General features: G+C 35.1%; 22 protein-coding genes. 19 read left to right on the forward strand and 3 right to left on the reverse strand.

The genetic code is table 11. The features are described from left to right. Positions 1 to 27 precede the first annotated feature (27 nt). The 3 genes from EG814_RS12690 to EG814_RS12700 all read right to left on the reverse strand — a co-directional run bounded on the left by EG814_RS12690 (position 28) and on the right by EG814_RS12700 (position 5,927). Positions 28 to 1,602 (reverse strand): SusD/RagB family nutrient-binding outer membrane lipoprotein, encoded by a 1,575-nt coding sequence (locus EG814_RS12690; RefSeq protein WP_125722313.1) that lies wholly within the window; start codon positions 1,600 to 1,602, stop codon positions 28 to 30. Between the two features lie 11 nt (positions 1,603 to 1,613). Continuing rightward, positions 1,614 to 4,739 (reverse strand): SusC/RagA family TonB-linked outer membrane protein, encoded by a 3,126-nt coding sequence (locus EG814_RS12695; RefSeq protein ID WP_125722314.1) that lies wholly within the window; start codon positions 4,737 to 4,739, stop codon positions 1,614 to 1,616. A gap of 84 nt (positions 4,740 to 4,823) precedes the next feature. After that, positions 4,824 to 5,927 (reverse strand): BamA/TamA family outer membrane protein, encoded by a 1,104-nt coding sequence (locus EG814_RS12700; RefSeq protein ID WP_235830971.1) that lies wholly within the window; start codon positions 5,925 to 5,927, stop codon positions 4,824 to 4,826. Positions 5,928 to 6,706: 779 nt separating this feature from the next. Between EG814_RS12700 and rpsL the strand changes: the two genes are divergently transcribed. The 19 genes from rpsL (at position 6,707) to rpsH (ending at position 17,258) form a co-directional block, all read left to right on the forward strand. Further along, positions 6,707 to 7,090 (forward strand): 30S ribosomal protein S12, encoded by a 384-nt coding sequence (gene rpsL / locus EG814_RS12705; RefSeq protein WP_007136570.1) that lies wholly within the window; start codon positions 6,707 to 6,709, stop codon positions 7,088 to 7,090. Positions 7,091 to 7,114: 24 nt separating this feature from the next. Beyond that, positions 7,115 to 7,591, forward strand: coding sequence for a 30S ribosomal protein S7 (gene rpsG, locus EG814_RS12710; RefSeq protein WP_026727879.1), 477 nt, complete (start codon positions 7,115 to 7,117; stop codon positions 7,589 to 7,591). Positions 7,592 to 7,602: 11 nt separating this feature from the next. Continuing rightward, positions 7,603 to 9,759 (forward strand): elongation factor G, encoded by a 2,157-nt coding sequence (gene fusA / locus EG814_RS12715; protein WP_111364460.1) that lies wholly within the window; start codon positions 7,603 to 7,605, stop codon positions 9,757 to 9,759. 10 nt (positions 9,760 to 9,769) lie between these two features. After that, positions 9,770 to 10,075 (forward strand): 30S ribosomal protein S10, encoded by a 306-nt coding sequence (rpsJ, locus tag EG814_RS12720; protein WP_007803605.1) that lies wholly within the window; start codon positions 9,770 to 9,772, stop codon positions 10,073 to 10,075. 404 nt (positions 10,076 to 10,479) lie between these two features. Beyond that, on the forward strand, positions 10,480 to 11,097 hold the full coding sequence (gene rplC, locus EG814_RS12725; RefSeq protein WP_008464284.1) for a 50S ribosomal protein L3: 618 nt from the start codon (positions 10,480 to 10,482) through the stop codon (positions 11,095 to 11,097). Then, positions 11,097 to 11,726 (forward strand): 50S ribosomal protein L4, encoded by a 630-nt coding sequence (gene rplD, locus EG814_RS12730; protein WP_125722315.1) that lies wholly within the window; start codon positions 11,097 to 11,099, stop codon positions 11,724 to 11,726. Before rplC ends, rplD begins: the two co-directional genes overlap by 1 nt. Before the next feature lie 7 nt (positions 11,727 to 11,733). Then, a complete protein-coding gene (gene rplW, locus EG814_RS12735; protein WP_008464286.1) occupies positions 11,734 to 12,024 on the forward strand; it encodes a 50S ribosomal protein L23 in 291 nt (96 codons plus the stop codon). A gap of 9 nt (positions 12,025 to 12,033) precedes the next feature. After that, positions 12,034 to 12,858, forward strand: a complete 825-nt coding sequence (rplB, locus tag EG814_RS12740; protein ID WP_008464287.1) for a 50S ribosomal protein L2 — start codon at positions 12,034 to 12,036, stop codon at positions 12,856 to 12,858. 6 nt (positions 12,859 to 12,864) lie between these two features. Next, positions 12,865 to 13,143 carry a 30S ribosomal protein S19 gene (rpsS, locus tag EG814_RS12745; RefSeq protein WP_008464288.1) on the forward strand — a complete coding sequence of 93 codons (279 nt, stop codon included), beginning with the start codon at positions 12,865 to 12,867 and terminating at the stop codon, positions 13,141 to 13,143. Between the two features lie 8 nt (positions 13,144 to 13,151). Further along, complete coding sequence (gene rplV / locus EG814_RS12750) at positions 13,152 to 13,565, forward strand: 50S ribosomal protein L22 (RefSeq protein WP_007803631.1); 414 nt, start codon at positions 13,152 to 13,154, stop codon at positions 13,563 to 13,565. Between the two features lie 5 nt (positions 13,566 to 13,570). Then, the gene (gene rpsC / locus EG814_RS12755) at positions 13,571 to 14,329 is read left to right on the forward strand and encodes a 30S ribosomal protein S3 (RefSeq protein WP_008464292.1); all 759 of its coding nucleotides are present in this window, start codon (positions 13,571 to 13,573) and stop codon (positions 14,327 to 14,329) included. Positions 14,330 to 14,348: 19 nt separating this feature from the next. Continuing rightward, positions 14,349 to 14,774: a 50S ribosomal protein L16 gene (gene rplP, locus EG814_RS12760; protein WP_008464295.1), complete on the forward strand. Its 426-nt coding sequence runs from the start codon at positions 14,349 to 14,351 to the stop codon at positions 14,772 to 14,774. A 12-nt stretch (positions 14,775 to 14,786) separates the two neighbouring features. After that, positions 14,787 to 14,978, forward strand: coding sequence for a 50S ribosomal protein L29 (gene rpmC / locus EG814_RS12765; RefSeq protein WP_008464297.1), 192 nt, complete (start codon positions 14,787 to 14,789; stop codon positions 14,976 to 14,978). Between the two features lie 17 nt (positions 14,979 to 14,995). Continuing rightward, positions 14,996 to 15,256, forward strand: coding sequence for a 30S ribosomal protein S17 (gene rpsQ / locus EG814_RS12770; RefSeq protein WP_007803646.1), 261 nt, complete (start codon positions 14,996 to 14,998; stop codon positions 15,254 to 15,256). A 2-nt stretch (positions 15,257 to 15,258) separates the two neighbouring features. Next, positions 15,259 to 15,627 carry a 50S ribosomal protein L14 gene (rplN, locus tag EG814_RS12775; protein WP_007803649.1) on the forward strand — a complete coding sequence of 123 codons (369 nt, stop codon included), beginning with the start codon at positions 15,259 to 15,261 and terminating at the stop codon, positions 15,625 to 15,627. Positions 15,628 to 15,639: 12 nt separating this feature from the next. After that, positions 15,640 to 15,954 (forward strand): 50S ribosomal protein L24, encoded by a 315-nt coding sequence (gene rplX, locus EG814_RS12780; RefSeq protein WP_026727873.1) that lies wholly within the window; start codon positions 15,640 to 15,642, stop codon positions 15,952 to 15,954. Positions 15,955 to 15,956: 2 nt separating this feature from the next. After that, entirely contained in the window at positions 15,957 to 16,508 is a 552-nt protein-coding gene (gene rplE, locus EG814_RS12785) for a 50S ribosomal protein L5 (protein ID WP_017495015.1), read from the forward strand. Between the two features lie 3 nt (positions 16,509 to 16,511). Beyond that, the gene (gene rpsN / locus EG814_RS12790) at positions 16,512 to 16,781 is read left to right on the forward strand and encodes a 30S ribosomal protein S14 (protein ID WP_008464305.1); all 270 of its coding nucleotides are present in this window, start codon (positions 16,512 to 16,514) and stop codon (positions 16,779 to 16,781) included. A gap of 78 nt (positions 16,782 to 16,859) precedes the next feature. After that, on the forward strand, positions 16,860 to 17,258 hold the full coding sequence (gene rpsH, locus EG814_RS12795; protein ID WP_008464306.1) for a 30S ribosomal protein S8: 399 nt from the start codon (positions 16,860 to 16,862) through the stop codon (positions 17,256 to 17,258). The last annotated feature ends 6 nt before the right edge of the window (positions 17,259 to 17,264 follow it).

Genomic DNA, 17,264 nt, shown 5'->3' on the forward strand with positions numbered 1-17,264 from the left:
AAGTATTTATCTTGGTTTAAATAAGAATTATTTAGCCCAGATTAGTTTAGTGTCTAATTCGTCTCCACCAATCGCATCAGCAGCAGCTTTTACATTTTCACCGTTCAATTGTTGTAAGTTAACTGGGTAAGTAAATCTAGCAGGCATAGCTGTTAAATTGTTCAATGCAACAAATGTATATGTTGTTACTCCAGCTTGTGGTACATTGAAAGCGTAAGACTGACCTGGTTGAAGAATGGTATTAGGGAAACCTGTTCTTCTGTATTCAGCATAAGCTTCGTAAGGTTGCATGAAAAGAGCGATATACTTTTGGTTAAGTACGTTTGCTTGGTTCGCCGCTGGAAGAGTCGCTATGAAAGCATTAATCTTAGCAGCAGTAACTCCCCAACGAGCCATAGAAGCTCTTACTCCGTTTACGTAGTTTGTATTACTCCATCCATTAGCCTCAGATAACAAGAACTCAACTTCAGCATACTCCATTAAGATTTCTGTATAATCTTGTTTCAATACATTTGAACTCCAGAAAGAAGTACCAGGTCTTTGTCCAGCAGCTTGTGCACTAGTAATACCGTAAGGCATACCAACATACTGAGTTAAGTCGTCTGTTTCAGTGTAGCTTGCAGCCTTCACAGCAGCTTTATTTGCTGTTTTAGGAGCTGCATATTTTTGTAACCTTGGGTCAACTCCAAAATTTCCTAAATTTCCTTTTAACAGGTCAACAAATGTGTTAGACATAGCAAAGTCAGTTCTGTTGTCAAGATAAAAATCTCTGTAGAATGGACTTGGAAGGATATCGTCTTTTTGGTATTTTAAACCAACAGTGTCTTCATTAGAAGTCATAACACCTCCGGCAATTGCCTCAGTAATATGAGTTTCTGCTCCAGGTACAACTCCTTTTACTCTTGTAGCGATACGTAATCTTAAAGAGTTAGCAAATTTGAGAAGTTTTGCTGGACTTCCAAAAAGTTCATCTCCTTTTGTGAAAACTGTCGTTTCGCTAGTTACAACCATAGCAGCAGCTTCTTTTAGTTCTTTTAAAAGATCTGCATAAATCTTTGTTTGTGAAGCAAATTTTGGTTTAAGGTATTTTTCAATTTGTAACGCTTGAAAATCAGGATCGTTATTACCATAAGAATAGTAAGGAACATCACCGTAAGCATCTACTAATTGTAAAAAAGTATAGGCTAACATTACTCTAGCAGCCGCAATCTGATTGTTTGGATTGCCATAAGCTGCATTTGCTAACTTAGTATCAGGATTGGTATTTAGATCAATAATTGTTTTATAGTCCAATGCTGTCACATAGTAGTTAGCATATAAACTTTGGTTTGTTACTTCTCTAAACTGAAAACGATCCTCCTCAGTATAATTTCTTTGTGCAGAGTATTGAACCCAAGGTAATGCCATTCTACCCGAAGAGAAACTTCCTCTTGAATCTGTCATTAAGTTATAATTGGCACCATTGAAAAGCCCGAAAGTTGTGACCTGATCTATTTCTGGGGTATTTGGATTTTTGTTGATTTGCTCTAAGTTATCATCACAACTTACTGTAGTAGTAAGTAATGCCGCAGCTGATAATAGCGATATGAATATTTTTTTCATCTTATTTTTTTTTAGAATTTTAATTCTAGGTTCATTCCGTATGTTCTAGTAGATGGTAAAGAACCTCCTTCTAGACCTTGTGTGTTACCACTACCATATGAAGCCATCTCTGGATCCATTCCTTTCCAATCTAATCCCCATGCAAATAAGTTTCTCGCGAATAAAGAGAATCTAATATCAGCAAATGGTCCGATGATCTTTTTAGGTAATTGATACCCAAGAGTAACCTCTCTTAACTTGATATAACTAGCGTCAAAAACGTTTAATTTATCAAGACCGTAGTGTTGTTGAGCCCAAGCTTGTCCAGGTAATACAGAAGTGTTTGGTGTTCCATCTTCGTATACAGCATCGACTACAATACCATTCTCTCTAATTCCGTTAGCAGCTGTTGGTTCTAACATACCAGAATAGTGACCCCACATGTGTGAAGTAGAGAAATAGCTTCCACCTTCTTGCATATCAATCAAGAAACCAAAGTTTAAATTTTTGTATTTAAAGTTATTTCTAAGACCCATGTTGTACTTAGGAGTAACAGTTCCTAAAGATTTTTGAGCTGAAGGAATATAAGCTCCGTCAGCATCAACTACTTTGTTTCCATTTGCATCATAAGTAAAGTCAGTTCCGTAGATTTGGCCGTATGGCTGACCAACTACAGCTAATAATCTAGCCTGGAATGGTGCGTTTGCAAGTGTTAACTCGCTTGTTCCATCAACAAGTTCTAATAATTTGTTTCTGTTTTGAGCAAAGTTCCAAGTGATATCCCATCTGAAATCTTGTGTTCTAACTGGGTTGATTGTTACAGTAGTTTCAATACCTTTGTTTTCTAATTTACCAGCATTGAAGTTTTTAAAGTTATATCCAGTAGACGCATCAACTTGAATAGGTGTAATCAAATCCGTTGTAACAACATCATAGTAAGTAAAGTCTATTCCTAATCTTCTGTCAAATAAGCTTAGCTCTAAACCTACCTCTGAAGTAGTTTTTAGCTCTGGTTTTAAGTCTGGATTTCCAGCAGTATTTGGCTGGCTATATCTTGGGTCATTTTGGAAAGATGTACTAATAACAGCGTAATTAGCCAATGCATAAGTTGCAGCAGCATTACCTGCTTGTGCCCAACCTCCTCTAATTTTACCATAATTTAACCAAGAAATGTTAGTTAATTCAGAGAAGATGAAACTACCCGTAACAGAAGCATAGTTAACAGGTTTGTTTACTGTACTAAACCAATCTTGTCTGTCTGTAACCTCTAAGAATAGGAAATCATCATAGCCTAAAGAAACAAAACCGTATAAACTATTTGTTCTTAGTCTATCATCCAAGTTAGTAGCTTGAGCAGGACTTGCACTATTTGCTAAGTTGTAGATGTTTGGAAGTGATAAACCTCCAACAGTTGTACCGGTAACTCTTGTAAAGTTATAGTTTCTTCTGTTAGCTCCAACAAATGAATTAATGCTGAACTTATCGAATTTTTTATCGTAGTGTAAACGACCCTCGTAGTTGAAATCTGTTAAAGTCCTAGAACTTTGAGTGTAGCTTGAAGTAGCTTGTGAACCAATTGCTACTCTTTCTGTGATATTCAAGTTGTAGACGTCAGCGTACACATTACCTACAGCGTATAATTCTGGGGTGAAGTTGTATGTAAGTTTTCCGTTACCGTAAATTCTGTTTCTAGTATCATTAGATGTATTCTCGTAGATGATCCAGTAAGGGTTGTCAGAATAGTTAGGTGTTGCGTCATCCCAAGCGATTCTGTTCCAAGATCTTTGAGCGCCATTTGCTAATTTATAGTCTTTTAATTCATTGTAATCCAATTGTCTTTGACCCCATTGGAAGAATTTTTGTCCTAAACCATTGTCACCGTATCCAACCTCAGGTCTGTTGAAACCTCTTGTTTGAACGTAAGTTGCCATCCCTTCTACTTTAAGTTTGTCACTTAATTTAGCATTAGCATTGATAGAGAAAGTATTTTTTGTTAAAGATGAATTTGGAACAATACCTTCTGTTTTTTGGTTAGCAAAAGAGAATCTAACTCCTGCATCTTGCATAGATTTTGCGAAAGAGATAGAGTTGTTTCTTGTAATACCAGTATTAAAGAATGATCTTACATCATTTTGTGGATTTACCCAAGATTTTTCTTTCAAGTAATCATTAGAAAATTCTGGATCAAATGCATTCCAAGGTAAATACTTTAAGTTTGCATCGTATTTTGGTCCCCAGCTTTCGTCAGTAGCATAGTCTGCAATGTTGTAAGTTTGTCCATTAATAACTTGTTGTTGCATAGTTGAAGAGCTACCTCCTCCGTATTCATGCTGTAAGTTTGGCATGATGTAAACATTTTCGAATGTAATACCTGTGTTGAAAGCAATTTCAGCTTTTCCTCCAGCTTTTTTAGCAGATTTAGTAGTATACAAAATAGCACCGTTACCAGCTCTACTTCCGTAAAGAGCAGCAGCAGGACCTCCTTTAAGTACAGTTACAGATTCGATATCATCTGGATTAATATCCGCAGAAGCATCTCCATAATCTCTACCTCCAGCACCTCTTTGAGTATTTGTAGTGTTGTAGTTACCATTGTCTAACGGAATACCGTCAATAACGATCAAAGGTCTGTTTTCACCTGTTACAGATCCAACACCTCTAAGTACAACTCTTGTAGAACCTCCCATTGTAGAAGGAGAAGTTACTTGTAAACCTGCAACGTTACCAGATAAAGCTGATACCGCGTTAGTTTGTCCTCCTTCGCTAATAACGCTGCCTTTTAAATCCTGAGCAGCGTAACTAATAGATTTTTTCTCTCTTTTAATACCAAGTGCAGCTGTAATTACTACACTCTCTAATTCTACAGAAGCGTCAGATAATTTAACGTTTACTGAAGTAGATGTTGCAGCTATTTCTTGAGTTTTCATCCCAATGTAGCTAAATACCAAGATTTGGCTTGGTGCGGCTTTAATAGAAAATTTACCATCAAAGTCAGTTTGTGTTCCTGTTTTAGTTCCTTTAACTAATACACTTACACCTGGTAGAGGCATTCCTGCATTGTCAGAAACTGTTCCAGAAACAGCTCTTTCTTGCGCAAATGTCAATTGCGCAACTAGTACTAATAAAAGCACTAGGAATCCATTGAACTTTAGTTTCATTTTTAAATATTTTGAATTAGTATCGCAAAACTCTTAATAATTTGTTAACTTTCCTAATAAAAAAAAATATTTTTTTGGTAAACTTTAAAATTTAACATTATAACATATGTTTACGATAGTGTTATATAATTGTATTTCTTGTTGATTTTGTTGTCCATTTGTGAGGATAATTCGTAAAATTCCACTTTTTGTTTGTATTCCTGCACCTATCCCGATTCCTATTAAATTCTTAATTTTTTTAGGATTTGAAAAATCGGTTAAGTCTTGATATATAGCATAATCGGCCACAGAATGAATATATGCGCTTTTTGAAAACATATATCTGTATTCTGTAAGAATGGCAGAGTAAAAATTTGCTTGAAGACTATTTTCGGAAAAGCCTCTTATAGAATTCATTCCGCCAAATCGAAATAATTCATTTGAAATGTAATTTTTACTGTTTAAATAAAAATTTTGCGAATTTATATTAATGAAATTTCTTTCGTTAAGTTCAAAATTATAAGAAGCATTCACATTTATGTAAAATTGTTTGCTCGGATCTGCCGTTTCGGGATCGTTGTTTGTTTCTCGTTTGCCAAATCCTAGAATTGAGTATAAAAAAGTTTTTCCAGGCAAGAGGCTGTTGTTGGCATCAGTTTTTTTGTACTCGTAACTCGATGTAAAATATGAATTGTTAAAGTCGCTAATTGTAGAGTTGTTGATGTTCTGAATATCGCTTGATTCTGTGGATTGATAACCTAGATAAAGTTTAGAATAATAGTTTAGATGATAAGCCAGATTGAGGTCTGTTTTTGTGTTTTGAAAAGTACTGTCTTGTTTAAAGATGTTTAATTGTGCTTTTATGCCAAGAGAAGATTGAAATAAGTAAGGAATTTCAAGTTTGGTATTGAAAGTTTTCTGTTGATTTCCATCGCTTTTCCAGTAAAGGGAAAATTTTTCAGCAGCTCGAATTGTATTGGTTAATGAAATGTCTAAATAACCATTTAAAATTAGTTTTTTGTTTTCGTCATTTGAAAAGCCTATGTAGCCGTCAAAACTGTTTGCTTTTCTTTTGTCCAGATAGGCGTAAATTTTGGTAGAGTCTGGAGTAAATAAGATTTCGGGATATTTAGGTTGAGAAACAAATTCAAAACTATTAATGTCATCATAAAGGTTTTTAACTGTTTCTTGGTTGAAAGTCTTTTTCACATATTTTTTGTTTAATTGTTTTAATGCGCCCTTAGGAAAATAATCTTTCAAATTGTGATTTGTATAATTTATGATAATTGAATTTACCGTTCGTTTTTTTTCGGAATCAAAATTTAAGTCAGCATAAATTATCGAATTCTTTTTTTTGATATTTTCAAGTTTGATTTTGGAAAATGCGTAACCGGCTTTTTCGTTGTTTAATGTTTCTTGATGGAGAAAGTTTTCAAGCTCTGTGAAAGGTATAATTATGCTGTCACTTGACGTTTTTTTTGAACTGGAAAAAAAACTATTTATACCTATATATATATGTACTTCTTTTATCCTTGTTTTTAAGTCTAGTAATACATTGTAAATACTGTCATTTATTTTCTTGTTTTCTAGTACTTTGCAGTCTATAAAGCCTTGTTTTGTGAGCTTGTCTAAAGTTGTTGAAATTTCACTGTTTAAGGATTTTATATTAGGGTGTTTTTTGATATATGAAATTGAGTCAATTGTTTGATTTTGCTTTTTATTGATTCCGTTAATAGTAAGGAAAAAAGATTGAGCAAAACAATTTGTTGAAATGAGGAAGATCAATATATATGTTAGTTGTTTCAAATGCTATTTTTGTGTTAGTCAAATCTAAAGCAAATATCTAATGTTTCTTTGTGAAATCATAGATATAAATAATGTTGTTGAAAATTAATGATTTAACGTTTGTATAGTGAAAAATATTTTATACATTTGCAACCCCGTAAAAAGCGGGAATTTAATAAACATAATAATTTTTAGTATTAATTATGCCAACAATTCAACAATTAGTAAGAACAGGAAGAACTCAGATCACTAAGAAGAGTAAATCGGTTGCTTTAGATTCTTGTCCTCAAAGAAGAGGGGTTTGTACGCGTGTTTACACTACTACACCAAAAAAACCAAACTCTGCAATGCGTAAAGTTGCGCGTGTACGTTTGACAAATGGTAATGAGGTGAATGCTTACATCCCAGGAGAAGGACATAATCTACAAGAGCACTCGATAGTATTAGTGCGAGGTGGAAGGGTAAAAGATTTACCAGGTGTTAGATATCACATCGTTCGTGGAGCGCTTGATACGTCAGGTGTTGCAGGAAGAACGCAAAGAAGATCTAAGTACGGTGCTAAACGCCCAAAAGAAGCAAAAAAGTAATTTAAAAACTTTTAAGAAAAAGACATGAGAAAAAGAGCGGCAAAGAAAAGACCACTTTTACCGGATCCAAGGTTTAATGACCAATTAGTAACGCGTTTTGTGAATAACTTAATGTGGGATGGTAAGAAATCTACAGCTTTTAAAGTTTTTTATGATGCAATTGATATCATTGAAACTAAAAAACAAAATGATGAGAAAACTTCATTAGAAATCTGGAAAGATGCTTTAACAAACGTTATGCCTCACGTAGAAGTGCGTAGTCGTAGAGTTGGTGGAGCTACATTCCAAATTCCAATGCAGATTCGTCCAGACAGAAAAATTTCTATGGCAATGAAGTGGCTAATACTTTATTCAAGAAGAAGAAATGAAAAATCTATGGCACAGCGTTTAGCTTCAGAATGTTTAGCAGCTGCTAAAGAAGAAGGTGCTGCAGTTAAGAAAAGAATGGATACTCACAAAATGGCAGAAGCTAATAAAGCATTCTCTCACTTTAGATTTTAATTCGTAAAGAAATGGCTAGAGATTTAAAATATACAAGAAATATCGGAATCGCTGCTCACATTGATGCTGGTAAAACAACAACAACTGAGCGTATTCTTTTTTATACTGGAAAGTCACACAAAATTGGTGAGGTGCACGATGGTGCTGCAACAATGGACTGGATGGCTCAAGAGCAAGAAAGAGGTATTACAATTACTTCTGCTGCTACAACTTGTACTTGGAACTTTCCAACTGTGCAAGGTAAAGTTATTCCAGAATCATTACCATACCATTTTAATATTATTGATACTCCTGGACACGTTGACTTTACTGTAGAGGTAAACCGTTCTTTACGTGTACTTGATGGTTTGGTTTTCTTATTTAGTGCTGTTGATGGTGTTGAGCCTCAGTCAGAAACTAACTGGAGACTTGCTGATCAGTATAGAGTTCCTCGTATGGGATTCGTAAATAAAATGGACCGTCAAGGTGCTAACTTTTTAGCTGTATGTGGACAGGTTAAAGATATGTTGAAATCGAATGCGGTTGCAATTACTTTGCCTATTGGTGATGAGGCTGACTTTAAAGGTATTGTTGACTTAGTTAAGAATCAGGCTATTGTATGGCATGATGAAACTCAAGGAGCTACTTTTGATATCGTTGACATCCCTGCTGATATGGTTGATGATGTTAAGCATTATCGTTCTATTCTTATCGAAGAAATTGCTACTTATGATGAGAATCTTTTAGATAAGTACATGGAAGATGAGAACTCTATTACAGAGGAGGAAATCAACAATGCATTAAGAGCTGCGACAATTGACATGGCAATCATTCCGATGCTTGCTGGTTCTTCTTTCAAAAACAAAGGAGTTCAATTCATGTTAGATGCGGTTTGTAAATATTTACCATCTCCTTTAGATAAAGAAGGTATCGAAGGTATCCATCCTGATGATGCTGAATTATTAGAAGAAGATCAAACTAAAATCTTGCGTAGACCAGATGTAAAAGAGCCGTTTGCTGCTTTAGCATTTAAAATTGCTACTGACCCATTCGTAGGTCGTTTAGCTTTCTTCCGTGCTTACTCTGGGCGTTTAGATGCTGGTTCTTATGTTTTAAATACTCGTTCTGGTAACAAAGAGAGAATTTCTCGTATTTACCAAATGCACGCTAACAAACAAAATCCAATCGAATTTATTGAGGCTGGAGATATTGGAGCTGCTGTAGGATTTAAAGATATTAAAACTGGAGATACTTTGTGTGATGAGAAGAGTCCAATTATCTTGGAATCTATGAAATTCCCAGAGCCAGTAATTGGTATTGCTATTGAGCCTAAAACTAAAGCTGACGTTGATAAGATGGGTATGGCTTTGGCTAAATTAGCTGAAGAAGATCCAACGTTTACTGTAAGAACTGACGAGGCTTCTGGTCAAACTATTATTTCTGGTATGGGTGAGCTTCACTTAGATATCTTAGTTGATCGTATGAAACGTGAGTTTAAAGTGGAGGTTAACCAAGGTGAGCCACAAGTTGAGTACAAAGAGGCGTTTACTAAATCTGCTCAACATAGAGAAACTTACAAAAAACAATCTGGAGGTCGTGGTAAATTCGGTGATATCGTATTTAGAATCGAGCCTGCTGATGAAGTTGATGGTAAAGTTCCTGTAGGATTGCAGTTTGTTAATGAAGTAAAAGGTGGTAACGTTCCTAAAGAATATATCCCTGCTGTTGAAAAAGGTTTCCGTGAGGCTATGAAAACAGGTCCTTTAGCGGGATATGCTGTTGATAGTTTGAAAGTAACTTTATTAGACGGATCTTTCCACCCTGTGGATTCTGATGCTCTTTCTTTTGAATTAGCGGCTAGAATGGGTTATAAAGAATCAGGACGTGCTGCTGGAGCTGTTATTCTTGAGCCAATCATGAAAATCGAAGTTATTACTCCTGAAGAAAATATGGGTGATATCGTAGGTGACTTGAACCGTCGTAGAGGTCAGGTTAATGACATGGGTGATAGAAATGGTGCTAAAACTATCAAAGCTGATGTGCCTTTATCAGAAATGTTTGGTTATGTAACTACATTAAGAACATTATCTTCTGGTAGAGCTACTTCAACAATGGAGTTTTCTCACTATGCAGAAACACCTTCTAATATTTCAGAAGAGGTAATCAAAAAAGCAAAAGGTAACGCTTAATTTTAAGAAAATGAGTCAAAAAATCAGAATAAAACTAAAATCTTACGATCACATGTTGGTAGATAAATCTGCTGAAAAGATCGTAAAAACAGTAAAAACTACTGGAGCGGTTGTAACAGGTCCAATTCCGTTGCCAACTCACAAAAAACTTTTCACTGTATTGCGTTCTCCGCACGTTAACAAAAAAGCGAGAGAGCAATTTGAAGTAATGTCATACAAGAGATTGATTGACATTTATTCATCTTCATCTAAAACTATTGATGCTTTAATGAAACTTGAATTGCCAAGTGGAGTTGAAGTAGAGATTAAAGTATAATTTTTTTATATTTTTTCATATAAAAAGCGAGACAGAAATGTTTCGCTTTTTTTGTTTTTTCAAAGATGTTTTTTGGTGTTTAAGTTTGTGCTTTTTTTCTTCATTTTTGTTTTTTATTTTTTATAATTCCCTTTGTTTTAAAGCGATGCGAGTCTTTTGTGTTGTTGTTTTGTTAATTAATTATTAAGTGTGGAATGATTGTAAATTGAAAAATTAGCCTTAAGATTTTTGCTTGAAAAGATTGTTTTTGATGTTAGTTTTGAGCTTGGATTTTGATTATGAGCGATTTAATTTTTGTAACTGTTTGGTATATTCAATTTTAATCTCTACTTTTGCACTCCCTGTTTGGAAATTTCTGTTATTTCCAAATTGAAGGGAATTTTAGTAATTAATAATTAATATTTATGTCTGGGTTAATTGGTAAGAAAATCGGCATGACTAGTATTTTCGACGAAAACGGGAAAAACATTCCTTGTACAGTAATCGAAGCTGGACCATGCGTTGTTACCCAAGTCAGAACCAACGAGGTTGACGGGTATGAAGCGTTGCAACTTGGTTTCGATGACAAAAACGAGAAACATTCTACTAAAGCGGCTTTAGGTCACTTTAAAAAAGCTGGAACTGTTGCTAAGAAAAAAGTCGTTGAATTCCAAGATTTTGCAACTGAACAAAAATTAGGAGATCTTATTGATGTTACTATTTTTGAAGAAGGAGAATTTGTAGATGTACAAGGTGTATCTAAAGGTAAAGGTTTCCAAGGTGTTGTTAAACGTCACGGTTTTGGTGGTGTTGGACAAGCTACTCATGGTCAGCACAACCGTCTAAGAGCACCAGGTTCTGTAGGAGCTTCTTCTTATCCATCTAGAGTATTCAAAGGAATGCGTATGGCTGGAAGAATGGGAGGAGAAAATGTAAAAGTTCAAAACCTTAGAGTTTTAAAAGTAGTTGCTGAAAAGAATCTACTTGTTGTTAAAGGATGTGTTCCTGGTCACAAAAACTCTTATGTAATCATTCAGAAGTAATGGAAGTAAAAGTATTAGATTTCAACGGAAAAGATACTGGAAGAAAAGTTCAACTTTCTGATTCAGTATTCGCAATTGAACCAAACAATCACGCTGTATATCTTGATGTTAAGCAATATCTTGCTAATCAAAGACAAGGTACTCACAAAGCTAAAGAAAGAGCTGAAGTAACTGGAAGTACACGTAAGATTAAAAAACAAAAAGGAACTGGTACTGCTCGTGCAGGAAGTGTTAAGAGTCCATTGTTTAAAGGTGGTGGAACAGTTTTCGGACCAAGACCAAGAAGTTATTCATTCAAATTGAATAAAGGCTTAAAGAGATTAGCTAGAAAATCAGCTTTCTCAATCAAAGCAAAAGAGTCAAATATCGTGGTTCTAGAAGACTTTAATTTTGAAGTGCCAAACACTAAAAATTTCATTAACGTTTTGAAAGCTTTAGGGTTAGAGAATAAAAAATCATTATTTGTGTTGGGTGAGTCAAATAAAAACGTATATTTGTCGTCACGTAATTTAAAGGCTTCAAATGTCGTAACTAGCTCAGAATTAAGCACTTACGCAATATTAAACGCTAATAATTTAGTGCTTTTAGAGGGTTCTTTAGAGTTAATTGAAGAAAATTTAAGTAAATAATAGGAATATGAGCATCATTATTAGACCTATAGTAACGGAAAAAGTAACCAAAGAAAGTGAAGTTCTAAACCGCTTCGGATTCGTTGTTAATAAAAAAGCAAACAAAGTTGAGATTAAGAAAGCTGTTGAGGCTGCTTATGGAGTAACTATCGTTTCTGTTAACACAATGAATGTGAGGCCAGATAGATCTACTAAATACACTAAAAGTGGTTTAATCAGTGGAAAGACAAATGCATACAAAAAAGCAATTGTTCAAGTACAAGAAGGAGAAACAATTGATTTTTACAACAATATCTAAGATAGAAAAATGTCAGTAAGAAAATTAAAACCTATTACCCCGGGTCAGCGATTTAGAGTTGTGAATGGTTATGACGCTATTACAACTGATAAGCCGGAACGCTCTTTGATAGCGCCGATAAAAAACTCAGGAGGTAGAAATAGTCAAGGAAAGATGACCATGCGTTATACGGGTGGTGGTCACAAGCAGAGATATCGTATTATTGATTTCAAAAGAACTAAAGATGGAATTCCAGCTACAGTGAAATCAATCGAATACGATCCAAATCGTACTGCGTTTATCGCTTTATTAGCTTATGCTGATGGAGAGAAAACTTATATTATCGCTCAAAACGGATTGAAAGTTGGTCAGAAATTAGTTTCTGGACCAGAATCTCAGCCTGAAATCGGTAATACATTACCTTTAAGCAGAATTCCTCTTGGAACTGTTATATCTTGTATTGAGTTACGTCCAGGACAAGGAGCTGTTATTGCTCGTTCAGCTGGAACTTTTGCTCAGTTAATGGCAAGAGACGGGAAATATGCAACAATTAAAATGCCATCTGGAGAGACAAGATTAATCTTGTTAACATGTTCGGCTACAATTGGAGCTGTTTCTAATTCTGACCACCAATTAGTTGTGTCTGGGAAAGCAGGTAGAACAAGATGGTTAGGAAGAAGACCTAGAACTAGACCAGTAGCGATGAACCCAGTTGATCACCCTATGGGAGGTGGTGAAGGACGTTCTTCTGGAGGGCACCCACGTTCAAGAAACGGATTGCCAGCTAAAGGTTACAGAACTCGTTCTAAGAAAAACCCGAGTAACAAGTATATCGTAGAACGTAGAAAGAAATAATAAGATATGGCACGTTCATTAAAAAAAGGACCTTTCGTTCATTATAAATTAGATAAGAAAGTTCAAGAAAACGTAGAGAGTGGTAAAAACGCAGTAGTTAAGACTTGGTCTAGAGCTTCTATGATTACTCCAGATTTTGTTGGGCAAACAATCGCAGTTCATAACGGTCGTCAATTTGTACCAGTTTACGTAACAGAAAACATGGTAGGTCACAAATTAGGAGAGTTTTCACCAACTAGATCTTTTAGAGGTCATGCTGGAGCAAAAAATAAAGGTAAAAAATAAAAGAAGCAATGGGAGTTCGTAAAAGAGAAACAGCAGATGCGAGAAAAGAGGCTAATAAGTCTATCGCTTTCGCAAAATTGAATAACTGCCCTACTTCACCTAGAAAAATGCGCTTAGTAGCGGACTTGGTAAGAGGTCAGAAGGTAGAAAGAGCACTTAACATTTTAAGATTCAGTTCTAAAGAAGCTTCAAGAAAATTAGAAAAACTATTATTATCTGCAATCAATAACTGGGAGCAAAAAAATAGTGAAGGTAATTTAGAAGAAGCTGGATTATTTGTTAAAGAGATCAGAGTAGATGGTGGAATGATGTTAAAAAGACTTCGTCCAGCTCCACAAGGTCGTGCACACAGAATAAGAAAACGTTCTAATCACGTAACAATCGTGCTTGGAGCTATCAATAACACACAAAGCAATTCTTAAGCAGCATGGGACAAAAGACAAATCCAATTGGAAATAGACTTGGTATCATCAGAGGATGGGACTCAAACTGGTATGGTGGAAATGATTACGGCGATAAATTAGCTGAAGATCACAAAATCAGAAAGTATATCCATGCTCGTTTATCAAAAGCTAGTGTATCTAAAGTAATCATCGAGAGAACTTTAAAGCTTGTAACCGTTACTATCACTACTGCTAGACCTGGTATCATTATCGGAAAAGGTGGACAAGAGGTAGACAAGTTAAAAGAGGAACTTAAGAAAGTTACTGATAAAGAGGTTCAAATTAACATTTTTGAAATCAAAAGACCTGAGTTAGATGCTTATCTTGTGGCTACAAGCATCGCTCGACAAATCGAAAGCCGTATTTCTTACAGACGTGCAATCAAAATGGCTATTGCTGCTTCTATGCGTATGAACGCTGAGGGTATCAAAGTTTTGATTTCTGGTCGTTTGAATGGTGCTGAGATGGCGCGTTCAGAGGGTTTCAAAGAAGGTAGAATTCCTCTATCAACTTTCAGAGCTGATATCGATTATGCTCTTGCTGAAGCTCATACTACTTACGGTAGAATGGGAATTAAAGTATGGATCATGAAAGGTGAAGTTTACGGTAAGAGAGAACTTTCTCCACTTGCTGGAATGGATAAAAAACAATCTGGTACTGGTGGTGGTAAAGGTGGAGATGCTCCTAGAGGCAAATCTAACTTTAACAAAGGCGGTAAACCAGATGCTCGTAAAAGAAAGTAAATTTTTAAACTAAAGAAAAATGTTACAGCCTAAAAGAACAAAATACCGTAAGGTACAAAAAGGTAGAATGAAGGGTAACTCTCAAAGAGGGCATGAACTTTCAAATGGAATGTTTGGTATTAAATCTGTACATGAAGATGGAATGTTCTTAACATCTCGTCAAATCGAAGCTGCACGTATTGCTGCAACTCGTTACATGAAGAGAGAAGGACAATTATGGATTAAAATTTTCCCAGACAAACCTATTACTAAGAAGCCTCTTGAAGTACGTATGGGTAAAGGTAAAGGAGCAGTTGAGTATTGGGCTGCTGTTGTTAAACCAGGAAGAATTATGTTTGAAGTTGGAGGAGTTCCATTGTCAGTTGCAAAAGAGGCTTTACGTCTTGCAGCTCAAAAACTTCCAGTAAAAACTAAGTTCGTCGTTGCTAGAGATTTCGAAGCATAATTTATATTTATTATGAAACAATCAGAAATAAAAGATCTTTCTGCAGCGGAGTTGCAAGAAAAGCTTAGTCAAACTAAGAAAGTATATGCTGACCTAAAAATGGCTCATGCTATCTCTCCAATTGCTAACCCACTTCAAATTAGAAGCGTTAGAAGAACAGTTGCAAGATTGGCTACAGAGTTAACTAAAAGAGAGTTACAATAATTGTATTCTGCTGAAAGATGGAAGAAAAAAGAAATTTAAGAAAAGAAAGAATTGGTGTTGTTACTTCAAATAAGATGGATAAATCTATCGTTATTGCTGAAGTAAGAAAAGTAAAACACCCATTATACGGTAAGTTCGTGTTGAAAACTAAGAAATATGTTGCACACGACGAAACAAACGACTGTAACATTGGAGATACTGTAAGAATTAGCGAAACGCGTCCTTTAAGTAAAACAAAATGTTGGAGATTAGTTGAAATCTTAGAAAGAGCTAAATAATTATGGTACAACAAGAATCAAGACTAAAAGTAGCAGATAACACGGGAGCTAAAGAAGTTTTAACTATTCGTGTTTTAGGAGGTACTAAAAGAAGATATGCCTCTGTTGGTGACAAAATTGTAGTTTCTATCAAAGATGCAACTCCAAACGGAAACGTAAAAAAAGGAGCTGTTTCAACTGCAGTTGTTGTACGTACTAAAAAAGAAGTGAGAAGAGCTGATGGTTCTTATATCCGTTTCGATGACAATGCATGTGTTCTTTTGAATGCTGCAGGAGAAATGAGAGGAACTCGTGTTTTTGGTCCGGTAGCAAGAGAACTTCGTGAAAAACAATTCATGAAAATTGTATCATTAGCACCAGAAGTGCTTTAATTCGTTTTTAAGATGATAAAGCTAAAAATAAAATCAGGAGATATCGTAAGAGTTATTGCTGGAGACCATAAAGGTGCTGAAGGTAAAGTTTTACGTGTTTACCGTGAAAAGAACAAAGCGATCGTTGAAGGTGTTAACATGGTTTCAAAACACACTAAACCAAGTGCTAAAAACCCTCAAGGTGGTATCGTTAAGAAAGAGGCTTCTATTCAAATTTCTAACATTGCTTTAATTGATCCTAAAACTAAGGAAACAACTAGAGTAGGTATTAGAGTAGAAGGAGATAAGAAAGTAAGATTTTCAAAAAAATCTAATCAAGTACTATAGTAATGGCATATACACCTAGACTAAAAGAAGAATATAAGAGTAGAGTAATCTCTGCTCTTAAAGAAGAGTTCGGATATACAAACGTAATGCAAGTTCCAAAACTTGAAAAAATCGTTTTGAGCCGTGGAGTTGGTGCAGCTGTATCTGATAAAAAACTTATTGACTATGCAGTTGATGAGTTAACAAAGATCACTGGACAAAAAGCAGTATCTACAATTTCTAAGAAAGACGTTGCGTCTTTCAAATTAAGAAAAGGGATGCCTATTGGAGCAAAAGTAACTTTACGTGGAGAAAGAATGTATGAGTTTTTAGATAGACTTATTACTTCTGCTTTGCCACGTGTTAGAGATTTTAGTGGTATTAAAGCTACTGGTTTCGACGGAAGAGGTAACTACAATCTTGGAGTTTTAGAGCAAATCATTTTCCCAGAAATTGATATTGACAAAGTAAATAAAATCTCAGGAATGGATATTACTTTTGTTACTACTGCAAAAACAGACAAGGAAGCAAAGTCATTATTGGCTGAATTAGGATTACCTTTTAAAAAGAATTAAGACATGGCTAAAGAATCAATGAAAGCCCGCGAGGTGAAAAGAGAGAAAACGGTAGCTAAGTATGCTGAGAAGAGAAAAGCTTTATTAGAAGCTGGAGACTACGAAGGATTACAAAGATTACCTAAAAATGCTTCACCAGTTCGTTTACACAATCGTTGTAAATTAACAGGTAGACCTAGAGGTTATATCCGTCAATTCGGTATTTCACGTGTAACTTTCCGTGAAATGGCTAACAATGGATTAATTCCAGGTGTAAAAAAAGCCAGCTGGTAATTTAAAAAAGTTTATAAATTGATTAAAGGTTCAGGAAGCAGAGTGCTTCCTGAAAACCATAATCGCAATCAAATACATATGTATACAGATCCTATTGCAGATTATTTGACTAGAGTTCGTAACGCTGTGGCTGCAAACCACAAAGTTGTTGAAATTCCAGCGTCTAATCTAAAAAAAGAAATAACTAAGATCTTATTTGATCAAGGTTATATCTTAAGTTACAAATTTGAGCAGAACACTGTACAAGGTTCTATCAAAATTGCTTTGAAGTATGATAAAGATACTAAAGAGCCTGTGATTAAAGATATCCAAAGAATTAGTAAACCTGGTTTACGTAAGTACGCAGGTGCTGCCAAATTACCTAGAATCCTTAACGGATTAGGAATTGCTATTGTTTCTACATCAAAAGGTTTGATGACAGGAAAACAAGCTAAGCAATTAAATGTGGGTGGTGAAGTAATTTGCTACGTATACTAATTTAAA

The organism is Flavobacterium ustbae, from assembly GCF_003946915.1.
GTDB classification, from domain to species: domain Bacteria; phylum Bacteroidota; class Bacteroidia; order Flavobacteriales; family Flavobacteriaceae; genus Flavobacterium; species Flavobacterium ustbae.